We start from the raw sequence: 22,599 nt of genomic DNA, 5'->3' as shown, positions 1-22,599 counted from the left end.
GCGAGAATGCGGATATAAATGCTTCTCGCAATATTTTGGCGGTGGGACACACCGTTTTGTCTGTGGAGGGTGGATGCGGTAAAGGTCGCCTTGTGAAGCAGAAAGCAAGTGAAATCCGTGAGGAAGTTGCCTAAGAGCTTTTGCTTTTAGAATCCTCCACTTGAGCTAGTCGAAAGTGGTGGGAGTATGTCAATGTTGCTGAACGTACATTTTGGTCACTCGATAGCATGCATGACCTAAGCGAAAAACATAGAACAATAAAAAACCCCTCAAAAGAGGGGCTTAAAATTGCTTATCTTAATGAATTAAAGATATTCAACTTTAGAAACTTCGTACTCAACTTCACCTTGTGGTGTGATGATTTTCACGTCGTCGCCTTCGTTTTTACCCAAAAGACCACGCGCAATTGGAGAGTTCACAGAGATCTTGTTGATCTTAAAGTCTGCTTCGTCATCACCTACGATTTTGTAAGTTTTTTGTTCTTCAGTATCTAAGTTTTCAATCGTTACAGTCACACCGAAAACCACACGACCATTTTGCTCTAAGTCTTTAACATCAATGACTTGGCAAGCACCCAATTTACCTTCGATATCTTGGATACGGCCTTCACAGAAACCTTGTTGCTCACGCGCAGCATGGTATTCCGCGTTTTCTTTCAAATCCCCATGTTCACGTGCTTCAGCAATTGCTGCAGTAATACGTGGACGATCAACACTTTTAAGTTGCTGTAATTCTTTCTCTAGGGCAATTTTGCCTTCGGGAGTCATAGGATAACGTTGCATTGTTGTCCCTCATGTTTGTTTAAAAAAAGAAAAAATCAGAAAAACACTGATTTACAAATGAAAAAAGCCCGCCACCAAGAAGGTGACGGGACTTCTTGGAAGCTAATTAACCTTTGGTAAGGTCTTGTAGACGATATACATCCATTGGCAATTTAATTGCTAAAGCTTGGCATACTGCATCAGCACCGTTAAGGGTAGTTGTGTAATACACTTTACCTTGTAGTGCAGAGCGACGGATCGAGAATGAATCTTCTTGAGCCTGTTTGCCTTCAGTTGTATTGATAATGAGGTGAACTTCGCCATTTTTCAAGCGATCGACGATATTAGGACGACCTTCAGTCACTTTGTTCACACGTTCACATTCAATACCAGCTTCTTTAATTACATCATAAGTACCGCCAGTCGCGATAACTTTGAAGCCAAGATCTGTCAACTGTTTCGCGATACCAACAGCACGTGGCTTGTCAGAATGACGAACAGATAAGAATGCATGTTTTACTTCGCCTTCAGTTGGTAGACCTGGTAAACGATCATTCGAGCCTAACACAGCTTTATAGAATGCTTCACCAAATGTTTTACCAACACCCATTACTTCGCCAGTAGATTTCATCTCAGGGCCAAGAATTGGGTCAACACCAGGGAATTTGTTGAATGGGAACACAGCTTCTTTTACAGAGAAGTGTTCAGGAATAATCTCTGAAGTGAAACCTTGTGACACAAGAGATTGACCTGCCATACAACGTGCAGCGACTTTTGCTAAAGACTCACCGATACATTTAGAAACGAATGGCACAGTACGTGATGCACGTGGGTTCACTTCTAAGATGTATACGTCAGTACCTTTAACCGCAAACTGAACGTTCATTAAACCAATTACGCCAAGCTCTTTTGCCATAGCGATCGTTTGACGACGCATTTCGTCCTGTACTTCTTGAGATAAAGAGTAAGGAGGAATAGAACATGCTGAGTCACCTGAGTGAATACCAGCTTGTTCGATGTGCTGCATGATACCGCCAATCACAACGTCTTTACCGTCAGATACGCAGTCCACGTCAACTTCAATCGCGTCGTCAAGGAAATGGTCAAGTAGAACTGGCGCTTCGTTAGATGCTTGAACCGCGTCACGTAGGTAGCGTTTCAATTCGTCATCGTTGTACACGATTTCCATTGCACGACCACCAAGTACGTAAGATGGACGTACAACGAGTGGATAACCAACTTTTGCCGCTTCAGCCATACCTTCTTCAGCAGATTTAACAATGCTGTTGTTTGGTTGACGAAGTTGCAGACGTTGAATCATTTGTTGGAAACGTTCACGGTCTTCCGCACGGTCAATCGCGTCTGGAGATGTACCGATAATTGGTGCACCAGCTTCTTCTAAAGCACGAGCCAATTTAAGCGGAGTTTGACCGCCGTACTGAACGATAATGCCTTTAGGCTTCTCGATACGCACGATTTCAAGTACATCTTCCAAAGTGATTGGTTCGAAGTACAAACGATCAGATGTGTCGTAATCTGTAGAAACAGTTTCAGGGTTACAGTTCACCATGATTGTTTCATAGCCGTCATCACGCATAGCAAGGGCAGCGTGTACACAGCAGTAATCGAATTCGATACCTTGACCAATACGGTTAGGACCACCACCGATCACCATGATTTTGTCACGGTTAGATGGATTCGCTTCACATTCTTCATCGTAAGTAGAGTACATGTAAGCTGTATCAGATTCGAATTCTGCAGCACATGTATCTACACGTTTGTAAACTGGAGTTACGCCCAAGTTCCAACGGTGTTTACGGAATTGTTTTTGTGAAATGCCCATCAAGTCCGCAATGCGAAGATCTGATAAACCTTTGCGTTTGAACGAACGGATGTTGTCCGCATTCAAATCACCAAAACCTAAAGTTTTGATCTGGTTTTCAGTTTTGATGATGTCTTCGATCTGGATCAGGAACCAGCGGTCGATGTTAGTCGCAGCAAATACTTCGTCTAAAGTGAAACCGTGACGGAATGCATCGCCCACGTACCAAATACGCTCTGGACCTGGAACTTTCAATTCAACGAGAATTTTTTCACGTGCGCCTTCAGTACCCACTGCGATTTTTTCATCAAAACCACATGCGCCAACTTCAAGACCACGAAGCGCTTTAGACACAGACTCTTGGAAGTTACGGCCAATTGCCATTACCTCACCGACAGATTTCATCTGAGTCGTCAAAGTTGCGTCCGCTTGCGGGAATTTCTCGAAGTTGAAACGAGGAATCTTTGTTACAACATAGTCAATTGCTGGTTCGAAAGATGCAGGGGTTGTACCGCCAGTGATGTCGTTTTTCAACTCATCAAGGGTATAACCTACAGCCAATTTCGCCGCGATTTTTGCAATTGGGAAACCCGTTGCTTTAGACGCAAGTGCAGATGAACGAGAAACACGTGGGTTCATCTCGATTACAACCATACGGCCGTCTTTCGGGTTAATACCGAACTGAACGTTAGAACCGCCAGTTTCAACACCAATTTCACGAAGTACAGCTAAAGATGCATTACGTAGAAGTTGGAATTCTTTGTCTGTCAATGTTTGCGCAGGAGCAACAGTGATTGAGTCACCAGTGTGTACGCCCATTGGGTCAAAGTTTTCAATGGTACATACAATGATACAGTTGTCGTTTTTGTCACGAACAACTTCCATTTCGTACTCTTTCCAACCAATTAAAGATTCATCGATCAATAATTGTTTGGTTGGAGAAAGATCGAAACCGCGTTCACAGATTTCAATGAACTCTTCACGGTTGTACGCGATACCACCACCTGAACCACCCATGGTGAATGATGGACGGATAATTACAGGGAAGCCGAAACGCGCTTGAATTTCAAGTGCGTGTTCCATGCTTTCTGCAACGTCAGCGCGAGGGCATTCCAAACCGATTTTACGCATTGCGATATCGAAAAGTTTACGGTCTTCCGCTTTTTCGATCGCTTCTTTCGTCGCGCCAATCAATTCAACATTGTATTTTTCTAAAATACCGTTGGCATCGAGTGCAAGGGCACAGTTCAATGCTGTTTGACCACCCATTGTAGGAAGAACTGCATCTGGACGTTCTTTCTCAATGATTGCAGCTACAGTTTGCCAAGTGATCGGCTCAATGTAAGTTGCGTCTGCCATAGCAGGGTCAGTCATAATGGTTGCTGGGTTAGAGTTTACCAAAATAACACGGTAGCCTTCTTCACGAAGGGCTTTACATGCTTGAGCACCTGAGTAGTCAAACTCACATGCTTGACCGATGACAATCGGACCAGCACCAATAATTAAGATGCTTTTAATGTCTGTACGTTTAGCCATGATGCTTCCTTAATTACTTCTTAGATGCTTCGATAAGTTCGATGAAATGATCGAACAATGGTGCGCAGTCATGTGGACCAGGGCTTGCTTCGGGGTGACCTTGGAAACTGAACGCAGGTTTATCTGTACGGTGAATACCTTGTAGGGTTTGGTCGAACAGTGATTTGTGCGTAGCTTTCAAGTTTGCAGGTAATGTTTCTGCATCGACTGCGAAGCCATGGTTTTGCGAAGTAATCATCACAATACCAGTTTCCATGTTTTGCACAGGGTGGTTGGCACCGTGGTGGCCGTGAGGCATTTTCACAGTTTTAGCACCTGAAGCAAGTGCAAGAATTTGGTGACCCAAGCAAATACCAAATACAGGTACGTTACGAGCATCTTCTACAATTGTTTTTACAGCTTCAATTGCGTAGTCACATGCAGCTGGATCGCCGGGGCCGTTCGATAAAAACACGCCATCTGGATTCAATGCAAGTACGTCAGCAGCAGGAGTTTGCGCAGGCACGACAGTCAATTTACAACCGCGGTCTGCGAGCATACGTAAGATGTTGGTTTTGACACCGTAATCGTATGCAATAACATGGAATTTAGCTTCAGGCTGAGAGAAACCTTTACCTAATGTCCAAGAACCTTCAGTCCATTCAAAGCCTTCAGGGTCACAGCATTCTTTTGCAAGGTCTAAACCATTTAAACCACCAAAAGCGCGTGCTTTAGCTAAAGCTTCTTCTTCTGTAATGTTTTCGCCAGCAAGGATACAACCATTTTGTGCACCTTTTGCTCGCAGAATACGCGTTAATTTACGTGTATCGATGTCTGCAATAGCAACAACATTGTGTTGTTCAAGGTAATCACCAAGTGATTGCTCAGCACGGAAGTTGCTATGCAATAAAGGTAGGTCACGAATGATCAATCCGTTAGCCCATACTTTATGAATTCGACCTGACTCAGCGTCTTCATCATTACAACCTGTGTTACCGATATGTGGGTAAGTTAGTGTCACAAGTTGTTGTGCATAACTAGGGTCAGTCAAAATTTCTTGATAGCCAGTCATTGCTGTATTAAAAACGACTTCACCAGTCGTACTACCCGATGCGCCAATAGAAGTACCTTTAAAGATAGTTCCGTCGGCAAGGGCTAAAATTGCTGGGGTGCTCAAACCAAAGCTCCTGAAATTTAGGCTGTAAAAAAGCGAGAAGACGAAAAAAAAGGAAGGCTATTTAAAAACCTACCCTCCCTATGTCTGCTCGCTTGAACTTAACACTGCATTATACGCATGATGGAGCGTGAAGTCCATTCTAAAAATCGTGAATATGTGAGATATAGGGGTTGTATTTCGAGTGAAAGTTTGGTTTTAAGGAAATACATAAAAAATGTAAGCAATTAATTATTGTCTGACAAATCATAAATTAAAATTTATCAATTCGGCTAATGTAGTTATTTCATCTAATAACTAAAGGTACACAGTCATGGCTACACAACAAAAACAAGCAGCGGCTAAATCCTCCCTAAAAGAAGTCGTAGCAGAGGGTGCAGAAAAATTGGAACAAGTTGCCAAAGAAGCCTCTGTTCAGGCGACTGAAGCGGTCACAGAGAGTACGAGTAAAATTGAAGCTGAAGCAAAACAGCTGAATGCCAGTGTGCAGGATCAGCTACGCCAACTTAAGCAAGATTTGTTGCAAAAGTTAGATCAGTTGAAATCACAATTTGGATCTTCTCAAAAAGATTTTGGCGAGCTTAAAGAGTTTGTAAAAACTGAATTAAATACCGTGATTGAAGACCTTTCAAAATTAGGTAAAGAATTGAAAGAAGATGTCACTCAAATTTCGGGTAAACATAAAGAACATTTAACGGAAACATTTAAACGTTCAAAAGAACATACTTTGGAAGCGTGGAAAAAAGTCGTACCAGTTAAAGCAGACGTAAATGACAAAACTACAGATTTAAAAAGCTAAGATTTAATTCAGGACTGAATATTGATGAAGTCTGAAAGTAGCATATAGGATGGTCTATTTAACATGTGTAGATCGGCTATACGGATTAAACGGAATAACTGTTGGCGATAGTTTCGAATCAGTAGATATGGCTGTACTTGAAGCGATTTACAAGCAATAAAAAAGCAAAAGGAAAACCTTTTGCTTTTTTTCACAATTTAGAACTGATGCAACCAATCACGTTTATTGTGAAAGTCTGCATTAGGGCTACTGTGCTGCATGGCATAGTATTGCGCACCCTCGGGGGTTTGTAATACTGCGGTTAAACCTAGATATAGGTCTTCCCATTTAAGTTTGTACTTCAGCATGAATTCTGTCAGATCAAGACTGACATTTAAGCCATAGTGCGTCCGTTTTAACTGATTCAGTTCAATATCGTAAGCAGCTTGTGGCGGCATGTCTTCTGGATAGCGATATTCTTCAAACTGGTATGCCTGCCAAGCTTGTGAAGGGGAGAGGTTGATTTCACGATAGAAGTCTTCATCACGAACACCAATGAAAACTTCAAGACAGGTCTGCTCCCATAGATAATCAGCTCTAGGATGGGCAGATACCATTTCTGGCCATTGAATCAATTGGTTCGGATCACGAATCCAAAAACCCACATTTAATGTATATGGGCTTTGTTGTTCGATCGCACCAACGAGGGAGATAGCCTGAAAACGACGATCAAATGCGCTGAGTTCGAAACTTGCCATGCGATAACTTAGTTAGATAAGTGAGCGAAACGAACAAGATTTGATAATTTTGCATTTTGCTTTGGCGCTTTTTTGTAAAGCAATGCAATTTTACCAATAGTTTGAACAACTTCTGATTCAGAAACTGATGCGATTTCAGTAATCATTGCAGCGCGTGCTTCACGGTCTTCTGCAACGACTTTTACTTTGATCAGTTCATGGTCGTTTAACGCACGGTTTAATTCTTCAACAACGCTTTCAGATAAACCTTTATCACCTACCATAACCACTGGGTTAAGCGTGTGACCAATTTGACGTAAGCGTTTACGTTCTTGAATAGATAAAGCCGCCATAAATATAACCTAATTTTAAAAACGACCTAGTATAGCAAAATCAAAGTTGAAGCGCTTTAAATAATCAGCATTTTATCGATGACTATTATTGAAAAAAACACCGATTTAGCGTGTTTTTAGATACAGATGTATACTGCAAAAGGGTGGAATTTCACGTACAATCAAGAATGAGAAGTTTTTTTTATTTAGAGAGTTATGGCTACACGCATTACCAACCAAAAATTATCCAAAAGCAGTCGTGATTGGATGCGCGAGCATCTTGACGATCCCTTTGTGAAAAAAGCGCAAAAGGAAGGATATCGTGCGCGTGCCGCTTATAAACTACTCGAAATGCAGGAAAAGTATAAAATTATTAAGCCTGGTATGACAGTTGTCGACTTGGGTGCTGCCCCTGGGAGTTGGTCTCAGATAGCAGGTAAGCTAGTTGGCGACAAAGGTCTCGTGATTGCTTCTGATATTTTACCTATGGATGCTTTACCGGATGTAACCTTCCTGCAAGGTGACTTTCGTGAACAAGAAGTATTCGATAAATTGTTAAATATTTTAGATGGACGTCAAGTAGACGTTGTAATTTCAGATATGGCCCCCAATACATCAGGTAATAAGGCTGTAGATCAACCGCGTCAAATTTATCTTTGTGAATTAGCAATTGACTTTGCACAGAAGGTTCTAGGACCCAAAGGGCAGTTTGTTGTGAAAGTGTTCCAAGGAATTGGATTTGACGAATACCGTAAGCAAGTTGTTGATACATTTGATGTGTTAAAAACAGCGAAACCCGCGGCATCTCGTGCTCGTTCAAAAGAAGTGTTTTTGATTGGGCAAGGGCGTAAGAAGCTAATCAAGTAAAGTTTACTTGCCAAGGCGTTAAAAATTGTGCATTTTGTACGTTTTTAAATTATTGCGAAGCTACTCTGCAGCGTAAATATTAGAGTCACCCACTTGGGTGGGAATGATCGAATTAGATAGAAATGGGAATAAAGCTTTGAGCGATCTTTTTAAGAATGCCGTGTTGTGGCTGGTTATCCTAGGCGTGCTGGTGCTAATCTTCAGCAACGTCAGTGACCGCAATCAACCGACCGCGATGAACTATTCTGAGTTCGTGGCAGCCGTAAATGCGGGTCAGATTAAACAAGTCACCATTGATGGCGAAAGAATTCGTGGCGAAAAATCAAACGGTTCAGAGTTTGAAAGTATCCGTCCTGCGGTTCAAGATCCTGAACTAATGCCGAACCTTATCAAAAACAATGTTGTTGTTGAAGGTACAGCGCCACAGCGTCAAAGTATTTTGATGCAACTTCTGATTGCAAGTTTCCCTGTTCTTTTAATCATTCTGTTATTCATGTTCTTTATGCGCAACATGGGTGGTGGAGCTGGTGGTAAGAACGGCCCAATGAGCTTTGGTAAGTCAAAAGCAAAAATGCTTTCTGAAGATCAAATTAAAGTGACATTTACTGATGTTGCAGGCTGTGATGAAGCGAAGCAAGAAGTTGTAGAAATTGTCGACTTCTTAAAAGATCCATCTAAGTTTAAGCGTTTAGGTGCAAGCATTCCGAAAGGCGTGTTGATGGTTGGCCCTCCAGGTACAGGCAAAACTTTACTAGCGAAAGCAATTGCTGGTGAAGCGAAAGTACCGTTCTTTAGTATTTCGGGTTCTGACTTCGTTGAAATGTTCGTGGGTGTGGGTGCGTCCCGTGTCCGTGATATGTTCGAACAAGCGAAACGCCATGCGCCATGTATCATTTTTATCGATGAGATTGATGCAGTCGGTCGTCATCGTGGTTCGGGTACTGGTGGTGGTAATGACGAACGCGAACAGACATTGAACCAAATGTTGGTTGAAATGGATGGTTTTGAGGGTAACGAAGGTATTATCGTTATTGCTGCAACGAACCGTGCTGACGTACTCGATAAAGCATTACTTCGTCCAGGTCGTTTTGACCGTCAAGTGATGGTGTCTTTACCAGACATTAAAGGTCGTGAGCAAATTCTGAATGTACATTTGAAAAAATTACCTTCAGTGACTGGTGTAGACGTGAAAGTTTTGGCACGTGGTACACCGGGCTTCTCAGGTGCACAATTGGCTAACCTTGTGAACGAAGCTGCGTTGTTTGCTGCACGTCGTAACAAGAATACCGTCGATATGCATGACTTTGAAGATGCTAAAGACAAACTGTACATGGGCCCTGAACGCAAATCTATGGTGATTCGTGAAGAAGAGCGTCGTGCAACAGCTTACCATGAAGCAGGCCATGCGATTGTTGCTGAAATCTTGCCGGGTACTGACCCAGTGCATAAAGTAACAATTATGCCGCGTGGTTGGGCATTGGGTGTGACTTGGCAGTTGCCTGAACACGACCAAACTAGCCATTACAAAGACAAAATGTTGAATGAACTCTCAATCTTGTTCGGTGGTCGTATTGCTGAAGAAGTGTTCATTAACCAAATGTCGACAGGTGCTTCGAATGACTTTGAACGTGCAACCAAAATGGCACGAGCTATGGTCACTAAGTACGGTATGTCAGACAAAATGGGTGTGATGGTTTACGAGGATGACTCACAGCAATCATTTATGGGTGGTTTGGGAAGTCGTACGATTTCTGAAGCAACTCAACTCGAGGTTGATCGTGAAGTTCGCCGCATTTTAGATGAACAATATCGTGTAGCACGTGACATTCTTGAAAATAACAAGGATATTGCGCATGCCATGGTGAAAGCATTACTTGAATGGGAAACCATTGATCGTGATCAAATCCGTGACATTATGGAAGGTCGTGAACCACAACCACCGAAAGTGTACATCGCTGAGAATCCAGTGATTGATGTAACACCTACAGATGGTCCAGAAGTTCCGCCACCATTGCCATCTTTACCTAAGGTTTAAGATGTATAAAACCACCTTCGGGTGGTTTTTTTATGCCTTTAACTACTGCATGAAGTGCATTTGCAGGCAATGATGTGTGGTTAAGGGTAAAATAACACAGTGTAATGCTGCATGATGTTTAGGATAAATTGATATGAAATTAGTGACACTGCCAAATCAAATTTTAACGTGTGGGAATTTACAATTAGATTTATCTAAACCGCACGTTATGGGCATCCTAAACGTCACACCTGATTCATTTAGCGATGGTGGGCATCATAATGCTAAAGAGCAAGCCATCGCACATGCGATTCAAATGATTGAAGATGGCGCGACAGTCATTGATGTTGGGGGAGAGTCAACTCGCCCAGGTGCTTCAGTGGTTGAAGTGGAAGAAGAAATCCGCCGAGTCGTACCAGTTGTTGAAGCATTAGCGAAATTGAATGTTGTGATTTCAATAGATACTTCACAACCTGAGGTCATCAAAGCAGCGGTAAAAGCCGGTGCTCATATTTGGAATGATGTGAGAGCACTGACTAAGCCACAAGCACTTGAAACAGCAGCAGCATTGAATTTACCCGTCATTATCATGCATATGCGTGGTGAGCCGACGACCATGAATAATCTCGATCAGTATGATGACGTGACAAAAGATGTGATGAATGAACTTAAGCAGCGAATTGATGATGCTTTAGCTGCAGGGGTGAAATCACACAATATTATGATTGATCCAGGCTTTGGCTTCGCTAAAAATGCACAACAAAATTTACAGCTATTACAAAATTTACATCAGCTTATGACAATGGGCTATCCAATGCTCTCCGCGCTCTCACGTAAGCGTTTTATTGGTGAAGCTTTAGGTGGGGCAGATGCACAGCATCGCGCTGTAGGTTCGGTTGCAGGGCATCTGATAAGTATTCAACAGGGAGCGAGTATGGTGCGTGCACATGATGTAAAAGCCACAGTTGAGGCTATTAAAGTTTGGCAGGCCATGCAGTCGGCTTAAATTATTGGGTGTTTTAGATTAACAAGATGATGTGATGCAATTTGAATGTTTACGTGATTGGTAATTTCTAAATTTGACGGTTTTTTTCGATGCTATTTGGCTTAATTGTAGCGTTTGTGTTATACAGGCGAGCTTAAATATTTAGTTTAGAGTTTTGGTATGTTTGCAGATTTACTGCTGCCTATGTTTGATGATGAATATTATCCAGATGTATTGGTGGCGGAAGTAAAATTATTGGTCGACCAATTTGCGAAGAAGGTGTCGAAAACTGATTTATCTGCAACTGATATCTACCATTTTGCAAATGAAACTGTAGCGCAATTAAACAAGATGAAGCCACAATTTGAAGATTTGGATTCATCATTGGATGATACTGCCGCAGATTATATTGCTGAAGCCATGATGATGGTTTTGCAAGATGCAGATTATATGGATATTGAAATGGAAGAGTTAGTTGCCAATCGCGAATGGTAAAGTCTGTACTAAAAAGCCCCGCCTTTAACGGGGCTTTTTAGTGGGATTTATTAAGACAATACTATGAGTCTAAATATTCGCGAATTGATTTAAAACGAATCTGTTGGCAAAGTTTTTGTTCTTGTTGCATTGCCTGTATATGAAGTTGGTAAAAATAGTCCTGTACATCTTGATTTTCTCCTTTTCGAATTCTTTTAGATTCTTTGTATGCCCAATACGCAAGTTGTCTCAGCTTTTGTAACTTTACGCGATCTATAGCGCTACAATTAGATTTAAAAAAGGGCTCAGATAGCACCAACCCAAACGTACTCAAGCTAATACAGCTGAAGCAAAAAATATTAATGAAATCTGAATGAAAGTAGTTAAAGTTAAATCCAAGTAAAAGCATTGTTATCAGTAATAAATAAAGCTGCACTTGCAAGACATGGATCTGGCATTTTGCACTATAGGTTGCCTGAAAATGCGCATATGCCACATATATAAAAATAAAAGGCACTACACAGAGTAGACCTATATTAAATAGCGCTGTATTGGTTGTGAAATTAATGAATGTTTGGGCAAAATGACCCATTAATTGAATGCAGAAAATAAAAAAAACAAAAAATAGAAGGCAAGAAAGAAAAACAGGTACTGATGAGCTTAAGCCTACAATTTTGTTATGACTAAAGAGGAGGCGTTGAAAAAATGCTTCAGGATGCTTGAGTTGTAACGAGGGAAGATCGAATTTAGATGATTCAGGCATGGAACAAATTTTATAAGAATAATTTAGGCATAAAAAAACCAGCATAATGCTGGATCTTTTATTGCACCATTTTAAGAAGTATTAAAATGGTGCCCGAGGCCAGACTCGAACTGGCACGCTTTGTGGGCGGGGGATTTTAAATCCCCTGTGTCTACCGATTTCACCACTCGGGCATGTGCGCAATAATAGAGGACAGATTTAAACTTGGCAAGCGTATTTAGTTGTATTTGTTTTAATTTCAATCAATTCATGTGCATATGTCGAAAAAATACTATTTTTTTTGAAAATACCTACCTTATTTCTCATTTTATGATGCCTGTACATGCGCAAAATGAGTTGGTTTTTATTTCATTAATTCATCTAAGTAATTTTCCACATTTTTGTGCTTAAGCTTTTTGCATAGTTGGTTTTCATGATGCAGCATTTGAATGTGCAAAGTCTGAAATTTAGTAAACTCTTCTTTAAGCTGAATTTGTTTAGTACCAGATGCTGTACATAATTTTAATTTAAATTGAGCTTTAAGCATTTGTTTGTAAGACCAATAACAAATACGGCGAGTCTCTTGTAATACATAGTATTGTTCGCTGCTACTTTCACCTTTAAATAGGTTTTCCTTATAAAAGCGAACAAAACCAAAGCTGATTGCAAAAAAGAAAAGCACAGATTGCACAAACTGGCTTTGTAAAAATGCGATATTTAACAGTTGCAGCAAAATCACTACGGCAAGCTTAAACGGCGTATTTTTTAGGCTTTTATATAGCGATATTGAACTGTGTTTGATCTGCTTAATGACAACCGGTACGGCCAACATAAAAAACAGCATAATGCTCAGCACAGCAATACTATTTGAGCGAAAGTCACTCATACTCGGAAAATAATACTGAATGGCCTGATGAATACTCATGCTCAATGAAACAAAGATCATGGCTGCAATGATCCAAGGTAAGAGCTCCTTAAGCTCATCTAAAATCCCTTGGGTTTTTAACATACTATAAAGCAGGTAATTTCGTTTAAAGGCAGCGGGGTATTGCAGTTTCAGTTGTTGGAGAAAAAGAACAGCCTGTTTATTCTGAGTCATGTGGTGACATTGGTATTAAAGCGTGAAACTAATATAGATGATTTCTTTAAAAATGGCATAAAAAAATAAAAAATAGTGTTGTATATCTGATCATTAAACAGCAAACGAATAATTCTATAATTGAATAAGCAGTTTTAAATACACTTTTATGCGAAAATATAAACCGAATTATTTTTTATTTGAAAAGGCAGTTTATGACTGATCAATCTCCTGCAACACTGAGTGATATCGAAATTTTAGACATTCTTCAGTCTATGAAATCTGATGAATTAAATACTGAAGCAAATGTTGTCATTCGTAATGGTGGTAAAGCAGGTCGTCAGGAAGCGCATAAACAAGCATTGGTCTGTCTAAATGTTGCTTTTGAGGCAAAATTTGTTGAAGCAGTGACTTTAGCTTTAAATCTAAATGAAGCACAAAGTAAAAAAATTCGTTATAAAAAAGACCGTATCCGCATTCTAAAAGTACGTGGTATTGATTACTTAGATATTGATGGTGCTGAGACTGCACAAGTGCTGTCACAAGTAGCGCAAGCGATTACACGTGAAGATGCGACAGTTACCCATGATTTGCATAACATTTTCCCGTTTTGGAAAGAAGGCTGGCCAATGGTGCAGTTTGATAATGTCTACAAAATTTTAGAAGAAGATATTGCCATCCATTATCAAGCAGTACTGGATGCTTTAATTAGTAAGCATTAATTAAAAAAAGCGCCAGTTGGCGCTTTTTTATTGGCAAAAATTAGGTTAATTGAGTGTGGAGTAAAATGGGAACATTCCAAAGACAAGTGCGGCAAGTAGCATTACCATACAAGTAATTACAGCCCAAATAATCGCGAATTTTTGATGTTGTCCAAATTCAATACCAGCAAGCCCACAGAGTAAATAGGTCGATGGAACTAATGGTGAAAGTAAGTGCACAGGCTGGCCGACAATAGAAGCGCGTGCCATTTCAACGGGTTCAATACCATAATGAGCAGCGGCTTCTGAAAGAATAGGTAAGACGCCAAAATAAAAAGCATCATTTGACATGAAAAAGGTCAAAGGCATACTGATCACTGCCGTGATTGGTGCTAAGTAAGGTCCCATACTGGCTGGAATAATCGCAACTAATTCTTTAGACATGGCATCTACCATACCCGTACCAGCTAAAATGCCTGTAAAAATACCTGCTGCAAAAATAATCCCGACGACGTTTAATGCACTACCGGCATGATGAGCAATCAGGCTCTTTTGCATGTCGATACTGCGATAATTCACAACAAGTGCAATACATAGCGCCACCATGAATAAAATTGGCATAGGTAGAATACCGAGTACTAAGCCGACCATTAATAACAGCGTGAGTAATGCATTAAACCAGCGTAAATGCGCACGGTTGGCTTCAGGATTTTCAGAAATTTGAATGCTATCGCCATGGCTGACATCTAGCTGAATAATGCCTAAGCGTTTACGTTCCATACGACCGTACATGAAACCTAAGAAATAGAGCCACGCAATTGCAAAGAGCATGGGCAAAACCATGGGAACAAATACATCACTAGGATCAACATGTAAGGCACTGGCAGCACGGGCAGTTGGGCCGCCCCAAGGTGTAAGGTTCATAATGCCGCTAGAAAGCATAATGAGACAGGCCATAATTAAAGGGCTCATGCCCAAACGTTTATACAGCGGTAACATCGCTGCAACGCAGATCATATAAGTTGTAGAGCCATCGCCATCGAGTGAAACAATCAGAGTGAGCGTAATCGTGCCAAGGACGACTTTAAGCGGATCGCCTTTAACTAAGCGTAAAATAAATTTAACAGATGGATCGAATAGTCCAGTATCGATCATGATGGCAAAATATAAAATCGCGAACAAAAGCATAATGCCTGTAGGTGCTAATTTTTTTACACCTTCAATCATCATTTCGCCGATTTGGTTTATTTGTATATGTGCCAAACTTTCAAAATAATAACCAAGTAACCATGCAATTAGAGCAAACAGTAATGGGATTAAGGTGAGCGCAACAAGTGGGCTCATTTTTCTGGACATGATTAGATACATAAAGCACATAATCATGCCTAGACCAAGTATGGTAAGCATGGTTCATTCCTTTGAATTTTATATTGCGAGCATGTAAAGAGTGACAGAGCTTAGCGGGTATAAAAAAAGGACAAAACAAAGCCAATAAAATGTGAAATTGGTCACTATTTAGCTAAAAAATGTTTTTTAAAAATAAAATACTTAGTAACACCTGCAAAATGACTTTTTAATTATCTACTTTATAAAATCTGCATGATTTTACATTTTGCTACATTGCTGGGGGTGATCATTGATGTTCATGGGCTTAATTTGATGCCCAAAGTGCCAACAATATGCGAATCGGCCAACTAAAAAAACGATACCAAAATATGAGTGGATTATAGAAGAACAATCCAAAAGTCATCGTATCGGTATAACCTTGGCGACCTCGTTCATGCGGATAGGGCGTCAAAAACCAAGTTAAAATAATCAGAGCAACACCAATAATGAGAAATAAAGCTTGCTGAGTGTTGCTAAAAAAGTAATAAACCAAGTAAGCACCTGTATAGAAACTTAGACAAGTGAGTAAGGCGCGTAGTGATATTCCCCTCTTTTGATCCAATTATTATAATTATTAGATGATAAAAAGAAGAATCAGATCAATCTGATTCTTCTTCAGGAATGGTGTCGTTTAGTGTCTCTTGAAGGCGCGTAACCAATAGCTGATCAATTTTAAAATGATCAACATCAACCACTTCAAATTTGTAACCATTAAAACTCACAAAGTCTGCTGGTCGTGGAATTTTACGTAGTTTGTACATCATAAAACCTGCGAGAGTTTCATAGTTCTCTTCATCAGGCATTTCATCTAAACCCAGTGCGTGTTTCAGGTCTTCAATCGGCGTGCTGCCATCAATTAACCATGAATTAGCATCACGTTTAATAATTTGTTGCTCTGCTTCAATTGGAGTGACCCAGTCACCCATTACCGTAATCATAATGTCTGAAAGTGTGATTACACCAACGACAAGGGCATATTCGTTGATGACCACAGCAAATTTTTCTTTGGTTGAGCGAAAGCGGTCAAGCAATTCAGACAAAGTGAGTGTGTCGGGAATGGTTAAAACATTTCGAATGGTATTTTCATTGAGTTGAAGTAAAGATTGATTGTTAAGGATACGAACCAAAATATCTTTCGAGTCGACATATCCAATTACGTCATCAATGTTTTCACTACATACTAAAAATTTAGAATAAGGAAATTCAGCAAGCTTTTGGCGAATACTGGCTTCAGACTCTTTTAAAGTAAAGTAAACCACATTTTCACGTGTGGTCATACTAGATGGAACATTACGTTCCTCAAGTTCAAATACGTTCTCAATGAAGTGGTGCTCTTGCTTTTGTAAAACACCCGCTTGTGCACCAGCATCCATGACAGCGGAAATGTCATCAAAAGTAATGTTGTCATCACGTGTGGTGTTGACTTTAAATAAACGGAAGAGCAAGTTCGCAATGGCGTTAATAACCCAAGCCATAGGCTTACAAACTTTAATAAAAATTTGAATCGGGTCAATCACCGACACTGCAATTTTTTCAGGTGCAATCATTGCCAAGCGTTTTGGCATCAGATCAGCAAATAGAATAAATAGAGAAGTAACTAAGGTGAATGAAAGGGTAAAGCCAATGGTTTCAGCCCAAGGGCCTTGATAGAAGCGATTCACTAAAGCAAGGAAGTATGGACGAAAAGCACCTTCACCTAAAATACCACCAAGAATTGCTACAGCATTTAAGCCAATTTGCGAGGCTGCAAAGAAATCTGCGGAGTTGGCTTGTAGGTCTAAAACGCGCTGTGCGCGTGCATCACCTGACTCGGCAAGAATCTTAAGCTTGACTTTACGCGCACCGGCTAAGGCAATTTCTGTAAGGGATAGAAATCCAGCTCCAATGATCAGGAGAATAATAATGACAATATTTTGGAAAAGGCTCACGAATACACCTGTTTGTGATTCATTCTATTTTTCTGTATTTCTAACACAAAAATGGGTTGGGTAGTAGTCTTAACTACTACCCGTATATTGACAGTATACGCTTGAAAAAATAAGGATTTAAAGAATTACTTATTGATATTGAGAAAACTGAGAGTTATTCATCAAATATTCACGGTTTTCTTCTTCGATCATCTGACGTGCAACATAAAGAATCAGTTGGCGTAACCAACGGTGTGCAGGATGATGGTGTAGAAGTGGGCACCATGCCATTTTCAATTCAAATTCTGGAATATAAAAAGGAGGATCTTTTAGCAGTAGGTTTTGACTTTTTGCTTGTAGACGAGCAATACGTGAAGGCAGTGTTGCAACCAAGTCGACATTAGAAGCCAGAAGCCCAGGCATTTGGTAATGACGAGTAAAAACTGAAATTTTACGTTTTTGCCCGATACGTTCTAAAGCTTGATCAATCCAACCGAGGCCGGCTTGTTTTTCTGGGTTGACACCAAAGCCAACGCCCATACCCGTTTTAGACACCCAAATATGCTGTGCATCTAAATAGCTTTTTAAATTCAGATTATTTGCAGCAGGGTGTTTTGCATTGAGAAGACACGAAAAACTATCGCGCCAAACCAAAACCTGATGAAAACTTTGCGGGATCTCGTTAAAACGGTTAATGGCAAGATCAACTTTGCCTTGCTCCATGTCACGATAAGACACATCACTTGGTGTTAAGAAATCCAGAACAACATTCGGTGCTTCTGAACGCAAAGCTTTAACGAGGCGAGGAACCAGTGTTGCTTCGGCATAGTCCGAAGTCATAATACGGAAGACACGATTTGAGGTGTAAGGACGGAACTCGGTACGGGGTTCCAAAATCATCGAAAGGTCAGACAATGCATCACGAATACGCGGTTGGAGTTCGAGAGCACGTTCTGTTGGAGTCATACCTTCAGAAGAGCGAATCAGTAGAGGATCATTAAATAAATTGCGCAGACGACGTAAAATGTTACTCATCGCTGGTTGAGTCACACCTAATTGCTCAGCCGCACGGGTTACATTTTTTTCACGAAGAAGTACATCAAGATATATTAATAGATTGAGGTCGACCCGCTCCAGATTCATAAAATAAATACCGACAATAAAATTAAGAAATTTTTCTGATTATGCCATAACTCCTAAGGCTTGTGTAGAAATTGGATGAAAAAATCGCGTGTACTTTTGTGCATGAATATCAATATTTAGAAGTCATTTAATGTCAAAAAAACGCGAAAAAAGAGTTCAAACATTTTTATTAGCAAAGCATCAAATTTTTGCGGACAAAACGGGGTCTGACAAAAAATTAAAAGCGTGTACGCAATAAGTTGGTTTTAATATTTAGTGTGAATATTAATGTGAAAAATAAGATTCTCTTAAAAAATATAAATACAACGAGTAAGGCAAAAATATAAAAAAATGGCGTAAAAAATGCTGTATTTTCAGAATAAAAAGCCTCGGTCGACTTAAGTCTAATGAATAAAAATCCAACAGATTGTTTAAAAAAGATTCATTTAATTTTTAAAAAATATCAAAAAATTAAAATAAAAAACAAATACTTATTGTGATTGGTTATTTATTATAATACGACTTTAATCTACATATTTTTTAAATAAATACTGAAAATTAACCCAGAATATTGGATTAATTTTTTTAGTCACTCTAATCTGTGTCTATCGCAACGAAATGTTCTAAATCTGAACAATCATTAGAGGGTATGATTTTAGCGTTCGTTGAAGAAAAATCCTAATATTATTACAGGAACATATCATGACTACATACCAAACAGCGATTGATGCAATCCGCGAATTAAAAGCAAAATTCGGCAATACTTGGGCAGACATCAGTCCTGAAGATGCTGCACGTATGCAAATTCAAAACCGTTTCAAAACTGGTTTAGACATTGCTAAATACACAGCTGCGATTATGCGTCGTGATATGGCAGCATATGATGCTGACTCAAGCAAATACACTCAATCATTAGGTTGCTGGCACGGTTTCATCGCACAACAAAAAATGATTGCGAACAAAAAATATTTCGGTACAACTGAACGTCGCTATATCTACCTTTCAGGTTGGATGGTTGCAGCGCTTCGTTCAGAATTCGGTCCACTTCCTGACCAATCAATGCACGAAAAAACTTCTGTTCCTGCATTGATCGAAGAAATCTACACTTTCTTACGTCAAGCTGACGCGAAAGAATTAAACGACTTGTTCCGTGCCCTTAAAAAAGCACAAGAAGCGGGCGACACTGCTAAAGCAGCTGAAATCACTTCACAAATCGACAACTTCCAAACTCACGTTGTGCCAATTATTGCGGACATCGACGCTGGTTTCGGTAACGAAGAAGCGACTTACCTTCTTGCTAAGAAAATGATCGAAGCGGGTGCTTGTGCACTACAAATCGAAAACCAGGTTTCTGACGCGAAACAATGTGGTCACCAAGCTGGTAAAGTAACAGTTCCACACGAAGACTTCATCGCGAAAATCCACGCTCTTCGCTATGCATTCCTAGAAATGGGTCTTGATGACGGTATCATCGTTGCACGTACTGACTCTGAAGGCGCTGACTTGACTCAAAAAATCCCAGTGGTTAAAGAGCCAGGCGACATCGCTTCTCAATACATCAGCTACTTAGACACAACTGAAATCGACATTTCAGAAGCTCAAGAAGACGAAATCCTGATCAAGCGTGATGGTAAACTTCACCGTCCTAAACGTCTTGCTTCTGGTCTATACCAGTTCCGTGAAGGCACTCAAATCGACCGCGTTGTACTTGACTGTGTAACTAGCCTACAAAACGGTGCTGACCTTCTTTGGATCGAAACTGCGACTCCAAACGTTGAAGAAATTGCTCACATGGTTAACCGTGTTAAAGAAACAGTTCCAAATGCTAAGCTTGTTTACAATAACTCGCCTTCATTCAACTGGACTTTAAACTTCCGTCAACAAGCATATGACCGTTGGGTTGCTGAAGGTAAAGACGTTTCTGCTTACGACCGCGCTAAACTAATGAGTGCTGAGTACGATGCAACTGAATTAGCTGCTGATGCTGACGAAAAAGTACGTACATTCCAAGCTGATGCTTCTCGTGAAGCGGGTGTATTCCATCACTTGATCACACTTCCGACTTACCACACAGCTGCTCTTTCTACTCACGAGCTTGCTCAAGGTTACTTCGGCGACCAAGGTATGCTTGCTTATGTAGCTGGCGTTCAACGTAAAGAAATCCGCGGTACGATCTCTTGTGTTAAACACCAAGCAATGGCTGGTTCTGATATCGGTGATGATCACAAAGAAATTTTCTCTGGTGACAACGCTCTTAAAGCGCACGATGATGCTAAAAACACAATGAACCAATTCGCTGCTCACTAAGCACTGAACTGATTCGAAAAAAGCCCAGCGAAAGCTGGGTTTTTTTATGGCTTTAAAATCGTCTTAAATCCATTTATTGAAGCGCATCGATATAACAAAGCAGGGTATAACCCTGCAAATAGAGTGAGACAGCTTTTATTTAAGGCAACAGGATAATTAACCAAGTAAAAAAGATAATTGCTAAAGCGACGAATTGAGCAGCACTTCCCATATCTTTGGCAATTTTAGAAAGTGGATGCTTGTCTAAAGATACGCGGTCGACAACGGCTTCAATGGCAGAGTTAAATAACTCAACAATCAAGGCAAATAAACACACCACCACCATAAGGGCATGTTCAACACGACTCACATCGAGAAAACAACTGGTGGGAATAAGTATAATATTCATCCAGACAATTTGTCGAAATGCAGCTTCATTTTGATAAGCAGCTTTGAATCCGTCGAGGGAATATTGCGTTGCATTTAAAATTCGTTTAAGTCCAGATTTACCTTTAAACGGGGAAATTTCACTCATAGCACTGTACAGACGTATAGATTTAAAAACTGGCGAAAATATAGCACGCCAAGCTTAAAGTTTTCTTGCATTCAGCTTTTATTTTATTGGGCTTAAAAGTTTAGGGCGATCCACATAAGCCTGTATCAAGTTAGTACTATGTTTATTCTGTATTAGACTTAAAATCTGCCTGAATTTCAGGCACAATATAGGCGTTTAAATTTTTTAATTTTGAAGCCTTTGCTTCATTGCATGAAATAATAAAAGTGATATAGGTCAACAATGAAAAACTTTAGTTTTGCTGTGCTTGCAGCAACACTTTTAACCAGTCAGTTTGTCAGTGCAGAGCCGACAGTTAGTCAAACGGAAATCAGATCAAATGTGACACAGCCCATGGGATTTTATCCTTTCCAAGTGGGCGCATATAAAGTCATTGCTTTAAAAGATGGGACACTCGAATTAAGTCCTGATTTGTTTAAACAAAATTTAACTCCAGAAGAAGTCAGTGCTTTATTTCAAAAGCTTGCGGTTGATCAGAGTAAAGGCATACAAACCAGTGTCAATGCCTATCTGCTTGATGATGGACAAGGTGGTATCAGTCTTGTCGATAGTGGTGCAGCAAGTTGTTTTGGTCCGAACTTAGGTTCTATTGCACAAAATATTGAAGCTGCCGGCTATAAGCTTAATCGTGTACGAAGTGTATTCTTAACTCATTTACATCCTGATCATGTATGTGGTATTGCGAAACAAGGTAAGGCCGTGTTTCCGAATGCAACGATCTACGTCAATGAACAAGAAAGTCAGTATTGGTTAAGTGAAAGCACCGTCAACACTTTAGCTGCGGAAAAACGTGACGGTTATTTAGCAACCGTTGCGAAAATTAAAGCTGCGATTGCGCCTTATCAAACCATGCGGAGTTTTAAGACTTTTAGTGTTGGTTCTGTGATTAATGGATTAGAAGTACTACCGAGTGTGGGACATACACCGGGGCATTATTCTTTTATCTTAAAATCGCAAGCTAAAAGTTTTGCCATACTCGGCGATGTGGTTCATTCCTATCATTTACAGTTTGAACAACCCAAGTTATCAGTCGATTTTGATGTCGATCCGGTTAAAGCCAGTGAAACACGTTTAGCAGTTTTTAAACGTTTCGCTCAAGAGCAAACCGTTGTTGCATTTGCACATTTACCATTTCCGGGTATTGGTAAAATAAGTGAAATCAATGGTGGTCAGTTCCGTTGGAACCCGCTAAATTTAGCTCCGACAGCTCCGACAGCTCCGACAGCTCCGACAGCTCCGACAGCTCCGACAGCTCCGACAGCTCCGACAGCTCCGACAGCTCCGACAGCTCCGACAGCTCCGACAGCTCCGACAGCTCCGACAGCTCCGACAGCTCCGACATCT

The 22,599-nt window shown here is 40.3% G+C and carries 19 protein-coding genes, 1 tRNA gene and 2 pseudogenes; 9 read left to right on the top strand and 13 right to left on the bottom strand.

The features are described 5' to 3' along the window. Nucleotides 1–305: 305 nt before the first annotated feature. The 3 genes from greA to carA form a co-directional block, all read right to left on the bottom strand. Complete coding sequence (gene greA, locus FTV09_RS11395; protein ID WP_067764232.1) at nt 306–782, bottom strand: transcription elongation factor GreA; 477 nt, start codon at nt 780–782, stop codon at nt 306–308. A 106-nt stretch (nt 783–888) separates the two neighbouring features. Continuing rightward, entirely contained in the window at nt 889–4,119 is a 3,231-nt protein-coding gene (carB, locus tag FTV09_RS11390) for a carbamoyl-phosphate synthase large subunit (RefSeq protein ID WP_180058368.1), read from the bottom strand. Between the two features lie 13 nt (nt 4,120–4,132). Beyond that, nucleotides 4,133–5,275 (bottom strand): glutamine-hydrolyzing carbamoyl-phosphate synthase small subunit, encoded by a 1,143-nt coding sequence (carA, locus tag FTV09_RS11385; RefSeq protein ID WP_067764227.1) that lies wholly within the window; start codon nt 5,273–5,275, stop codon nt 4,133–4,135. A 310-nt stretch (nt 5,276–5,585) separates the two neighbouring features. Here carA and FTV09_RS11380 point away from each other — a divergent pair, with 310 nt between their 5' ends. Then, entirely contained in the window at nt 5,586–6,071 is a 486-nt protein-coding gene (locus tag FTV09_RS11380; RefSeq protein WP_067764224.1) for a hypothetical protein, read from the top strand. Between the two features lie 197 nt (nt 6,072–6,268). On the opposite strand, the gene FTV09_RS11375 is transcribed toward FTV09_RS11380, so the two are convergent. Further along, a complete protein-coding gene (locus tag FTV09_RS11375; protein ID WP_067764221.1) occupies nt 6,269–6,808 on the bottom strand; it encodes a DOMON-like domain-containing protein in 540 nt (179 codons plus the stop codon). 8 nt (nt 6,809–6,816) lie between these two features. Continuing rightward, nucleotides 6,817–7,140 carry a ribosome assembly RNA-binding protein YhbY gene (gene yhbY / locus FTV09_RS11370; RefSeq protein ID WP_067764212.1) on the bottom strand — a complete coding sequence of 108 codons (324 nt, stop codon included), beginning with the start codon at nt 7,138–7,140 and terminating at the stop codon, nt 6,817–6,819. A 195-nt stretch (nt 7,141–7,335) separates the two neighbouring features. On the opposite strand from yhbY, the gene rlmE reads away from it, so the two are divergent. From rlmE to FTV09_RS11350, 4 genes are all read left to right on the top strand, one after another. After that, on the top strand, nt 7,336–7,986 hold the full coding sequence (rlmE, locus tag FTV09_RS11365) for a 23S rRNA (uridine(2552)-2'-O)-methyltransferase RlmE (protein WP_067764210.1): 651 nt from the start codon (nt 7,336–7,338) through the stop codon (nt 7,984–7,986). A 136-nt stretch (nt 7,987–8,122) separates the two neighbouring features. Further along, on the top strand, nt 8,123–10,021 hold the full coding sequence (gene ftsH / locus FTV09_RS11360; protein ID WP_067764989.1) for an ATP-dependent zinc metalloprotease FtsH: 1,899 nt from the start codon (nt 8,123–8,125) through the stop codon (nt 10,019–10,021). A 133-nt stretch (nt 10,022–10,154) separates the two neighbouring features. Next, nucleotides 10,155–11,006 (top strand): dihydropteroate synthase, encoded by an 852-nt coding sequence (folP, locus tag FTV09_RS11355; protein WP_180080992.1) that lies wholly within the window; start codon nt 10,155–10,157, stop codon nt 11,004–11,006. Between the two features lie 159 nt (nt 11,007–11,165). Continuing rightward, nucleotides 11,166–11,480: a DUF5713 family protein gene (locus FTV09_RS11350; protein ID WP_067764205.1), complete on the top strand. Its 315-nt coding sequence runs from the start codon at nt 11,166–11,168 to the stop codon at nt 11,478–11,480. Between the two features lie 61 nt (nt 11,481–11,541). Here the strand turns inward: FTV09_RS11350 and FTV09_RS11345 are convergent, their stop codons facing one another. The 3 genes from FTV09_RS11345 to FTV09_RS11335 form a co-directional block, all read right to left on the bottom strand. Next, entirely contained in the window at nt 11,542–12,222 is a 681-nt protein-coding gene (locus tag FTV09_RS11345) for a hypothetical protein (protein WP_180058367.1), read from the bottom strand. An 87-nt stretch (nt 12,223–12,309) separates the two neighbouring features. Next, nucleotides 12,310–12,395, bottom strand: a tRNA-Leu gene (locus tag FTV09_RS11340). Between the two features lie 170 nt (nt 12,396–12,565). Then, complete coding sequence (locus tag FTV09_RS11335; protein ID WP_180058366.1) at nt 12,566–13,300, bottom strand: hypothetical protein; 735 nt, start codon at nt 13,298–13,300, stop codon at nt 12,566–12,568. A 194-nt stretch (nt 13,301–13,494) separates the two neighbouring features. On the opposite strand from FTV09_RS11335, the gene FTV09_RS11330 reads away from it, so the two are divergent. Next, complete coding sequence (locus tag FTV09_RS11330) at nt 13,495–14,001, top strand: hypothetical protein (protein ID WP_067764196.1); 507 nt, start codon at nt 13,495–13,497, stop codon at nt 13,999–14,001. A gap of 45 nt (nt 14,002–14,046) precedes the next feature. Here the strand turns inward: FTV09_RS11330 and FTV09_RS11325 are convergent, their stop codons facing one another. From FTV09_RS11325 to FTV09_RS11310, 4 genes are all read right to left on the bottom strand, one after another. Beyond that, entirely contained in the window at nt 14,047–15,387 is a 1,341-nt protein-coding gene (locus FTV09_RS11325; RefSeq protein WP_067764193.1) for a CitMHS family transporter, read from the bottom strand. Between the two features lie 244 nt (nt 15,388–15,631). Further along, on the bottom strand, nt 15,632–15,859 hold the full coding sequence (locus FTV09_RS11320; RefSeq protein WP_245668220.1) for a hypothetical protein: 228 nt from the start codon (nt 15,857–15,859) through the stop codon (nt 15,632–15,634). Between the two features lie 106 nt (nt 15,860–15,965). Beyond that, complete coding sequence (locus tag FTV09_RS11315) at nt 15,966–17,294, bottom strand: hemolysin family protein (RefSeq protein WP_067764190.1); 1,329 nt, start codon at nt 17,292–17,294, stop codon at nt 15,966–15,968. Nucleotides 17,295–17,423: 129 nt separating this feature from the next. After that, nucleotides 17,424–18,416, bottom strand: a complete 993-nt coding sequence (locus FTV09_RS11310) for a LysR family transcriptional regulator (protein ID WP_067764188.1) — start codon at nt 18,414–18,416, stop codon at nt 17,424–17,426. 681 nt (nt 18,417–19,097) lie between these two features. Here FTV09_RS11310 and FTV09_RS11305 point away from each other — a divergent pair. Continuing rightward, complete coding sequence (locus FTV09_RS11305) at nt 19,098–20,702, top strand: isocitrate lyase (RefSeq protein ID WP_067764185.1); 1,605 nt, start codon at nt 19,098–19,100, stop codon at nt 20,700–20,702. 139 nt (nt 20,703–20,841) lie between these two features. Here the strand turns inward: FTV09_RS11305 and FTV09_RS11300 are convergent, their stop codons facing one another. Further along, nucleotides 20,842–21,216 carry a diacylglycerol kinase gene (locus tag FTV09_RS11300; RefSeq protein ID WP_067764182.1) on the bottom strand — a complete coding sequence of 125 codons (375 nt, stop codon included), beginning with the start codon at nt 21,214–21,216 and terminating at the stop codon, nt 20,842–20,844. 261 nt (nt 21,217–21,477) lie between these two features. On the opposite strand from FTV09_RS11300, the pseudogene FTV09_RS11295 reads away from it, so the two are divergent. Next, nucleotides 21,478–22,446: pseudogene (locus tag FTV09_RS11295) on the top strand (MBL fold metallo-hydrolase); the annotation flags it as partial. A 12-nt stretch (nt 22,447–22,458) separates the two neighbouring features. Beyond that, nucleotides 22,459–22,599, top strand: a pseudogene (locus tag FTV09_RS18095) (hypothetical protein); the annotation flags it as partial.

It is taken from the genome of Acinetobacter sp. YH12227, assembly GCF_013417785.1.
Classification (GTDB): Bacteria; Pseudomonadota; Gammaproteobacteria; order Pseudomonadales; family Moraxellaceae; genus Acinetobacter; species Acinetobacter gandensis.
Note: the sequence above shows the minus strand (reverse complement) of the source record. Positions and strands in the feature narration are given on the sequence as shown.

Coding starts and splice junctions, on each gene's coding strand:
- greA (WP_067764232.1), bottom strand. CDS start 782: ATGCAACGTTATCCTATGACTCCCGAAGGCAAAATTGCCCTAGAGAAA.
- carB (WP_180058368.1), bottom strand. CDS start 4,119: ATGGCTAAACGTACAGACATTAAAAGCATCTTAATTATTGGTGCTGGT.
- FTV09_RS11380 (WP_067764224.1), top strand. CDS start 5,586: ATGGCTACACAACAAAAACAAGCAGCGGCTAAATCCTCCCTAAAAGAA.
- FTV09_RS11375 (WP_067764221.1), bottom strand. CDS start 6,808: ATGGCAAGTTTCGAACTCAGCGCATTTGATCGTCGTTTTCAGGCTATC.
- yhbY (WP_067764212.1), bottom strand. CDS start 7,140: ATGGCGGCTTTATCTATTCAAGAACGTAAACGCTTACGTCAAATTGGT.
- rlmE (WP_067764210.1), top strand. CDS start 7,336: ATGGCTACACGCATTACCAACCAAAAATTATCCAAAAGCAGTCGTGAT.
- folP (WP_180080992.1), top strand. CDS start 10,155: ATGAAATTAGTGACACTGCCAAATCAAATTTTAACGTGTGGGAATTTA.
- FTV09_RS11350 (WP_067764205.1), top strand. CDS start 11,166: ATGTTTGCAGATTTACTGCTGCCTATGTTTGATGATGAATATTATCCA.
- FTV09_RS11345 (WP_180058367.1), bottom strand. CDS start 12,222: ATGCCTGAATCATCTAAATTCGATCTTCCCTCGTTACAACTCAAGCAT.
- FTV09_RS11335 (WP_180058366.1), bottom strand. CDS start 13,300: ATGACTCAGAATAAACAGGCTGTTCTTTTTCTCCAACAACTGAAACTG.
- FTV09_RS11330 (WP_067764196.1), top strand. CDS start 13,495: ATGACTGATCAATCTCCTGCAACACTGAGTGATATCGAAATTTTAGAC.
- FTV09_RS11325 (WP_067764193.1), bottom strand. CDS start 15,387: ATGCTTACCATACTTGGTCTAGGCATGATTATGTGCTTTATGTATCTA.
- FTV09_RS11310 (WP_067764188.1), bottom strand. CDS start 18,416: ATGAATCTGGAGCGGGTCGACCTCAATCTATTAATATATCTTGATGTA.
- FTV09_RS11305 (WP_067764185.1), top strand. CDS start 19,098: ATGACTACATACCAAACAGCGATTGATGCAATCCGCGAATTAAAAGCA.
- FTV09_RS11300 (WP_067764182.1), bottom strand. CDS start 21,216: ATGAGTGAAATTTCCCCGTTTAAAGGTAAATCTGGACTTAAACGAATT.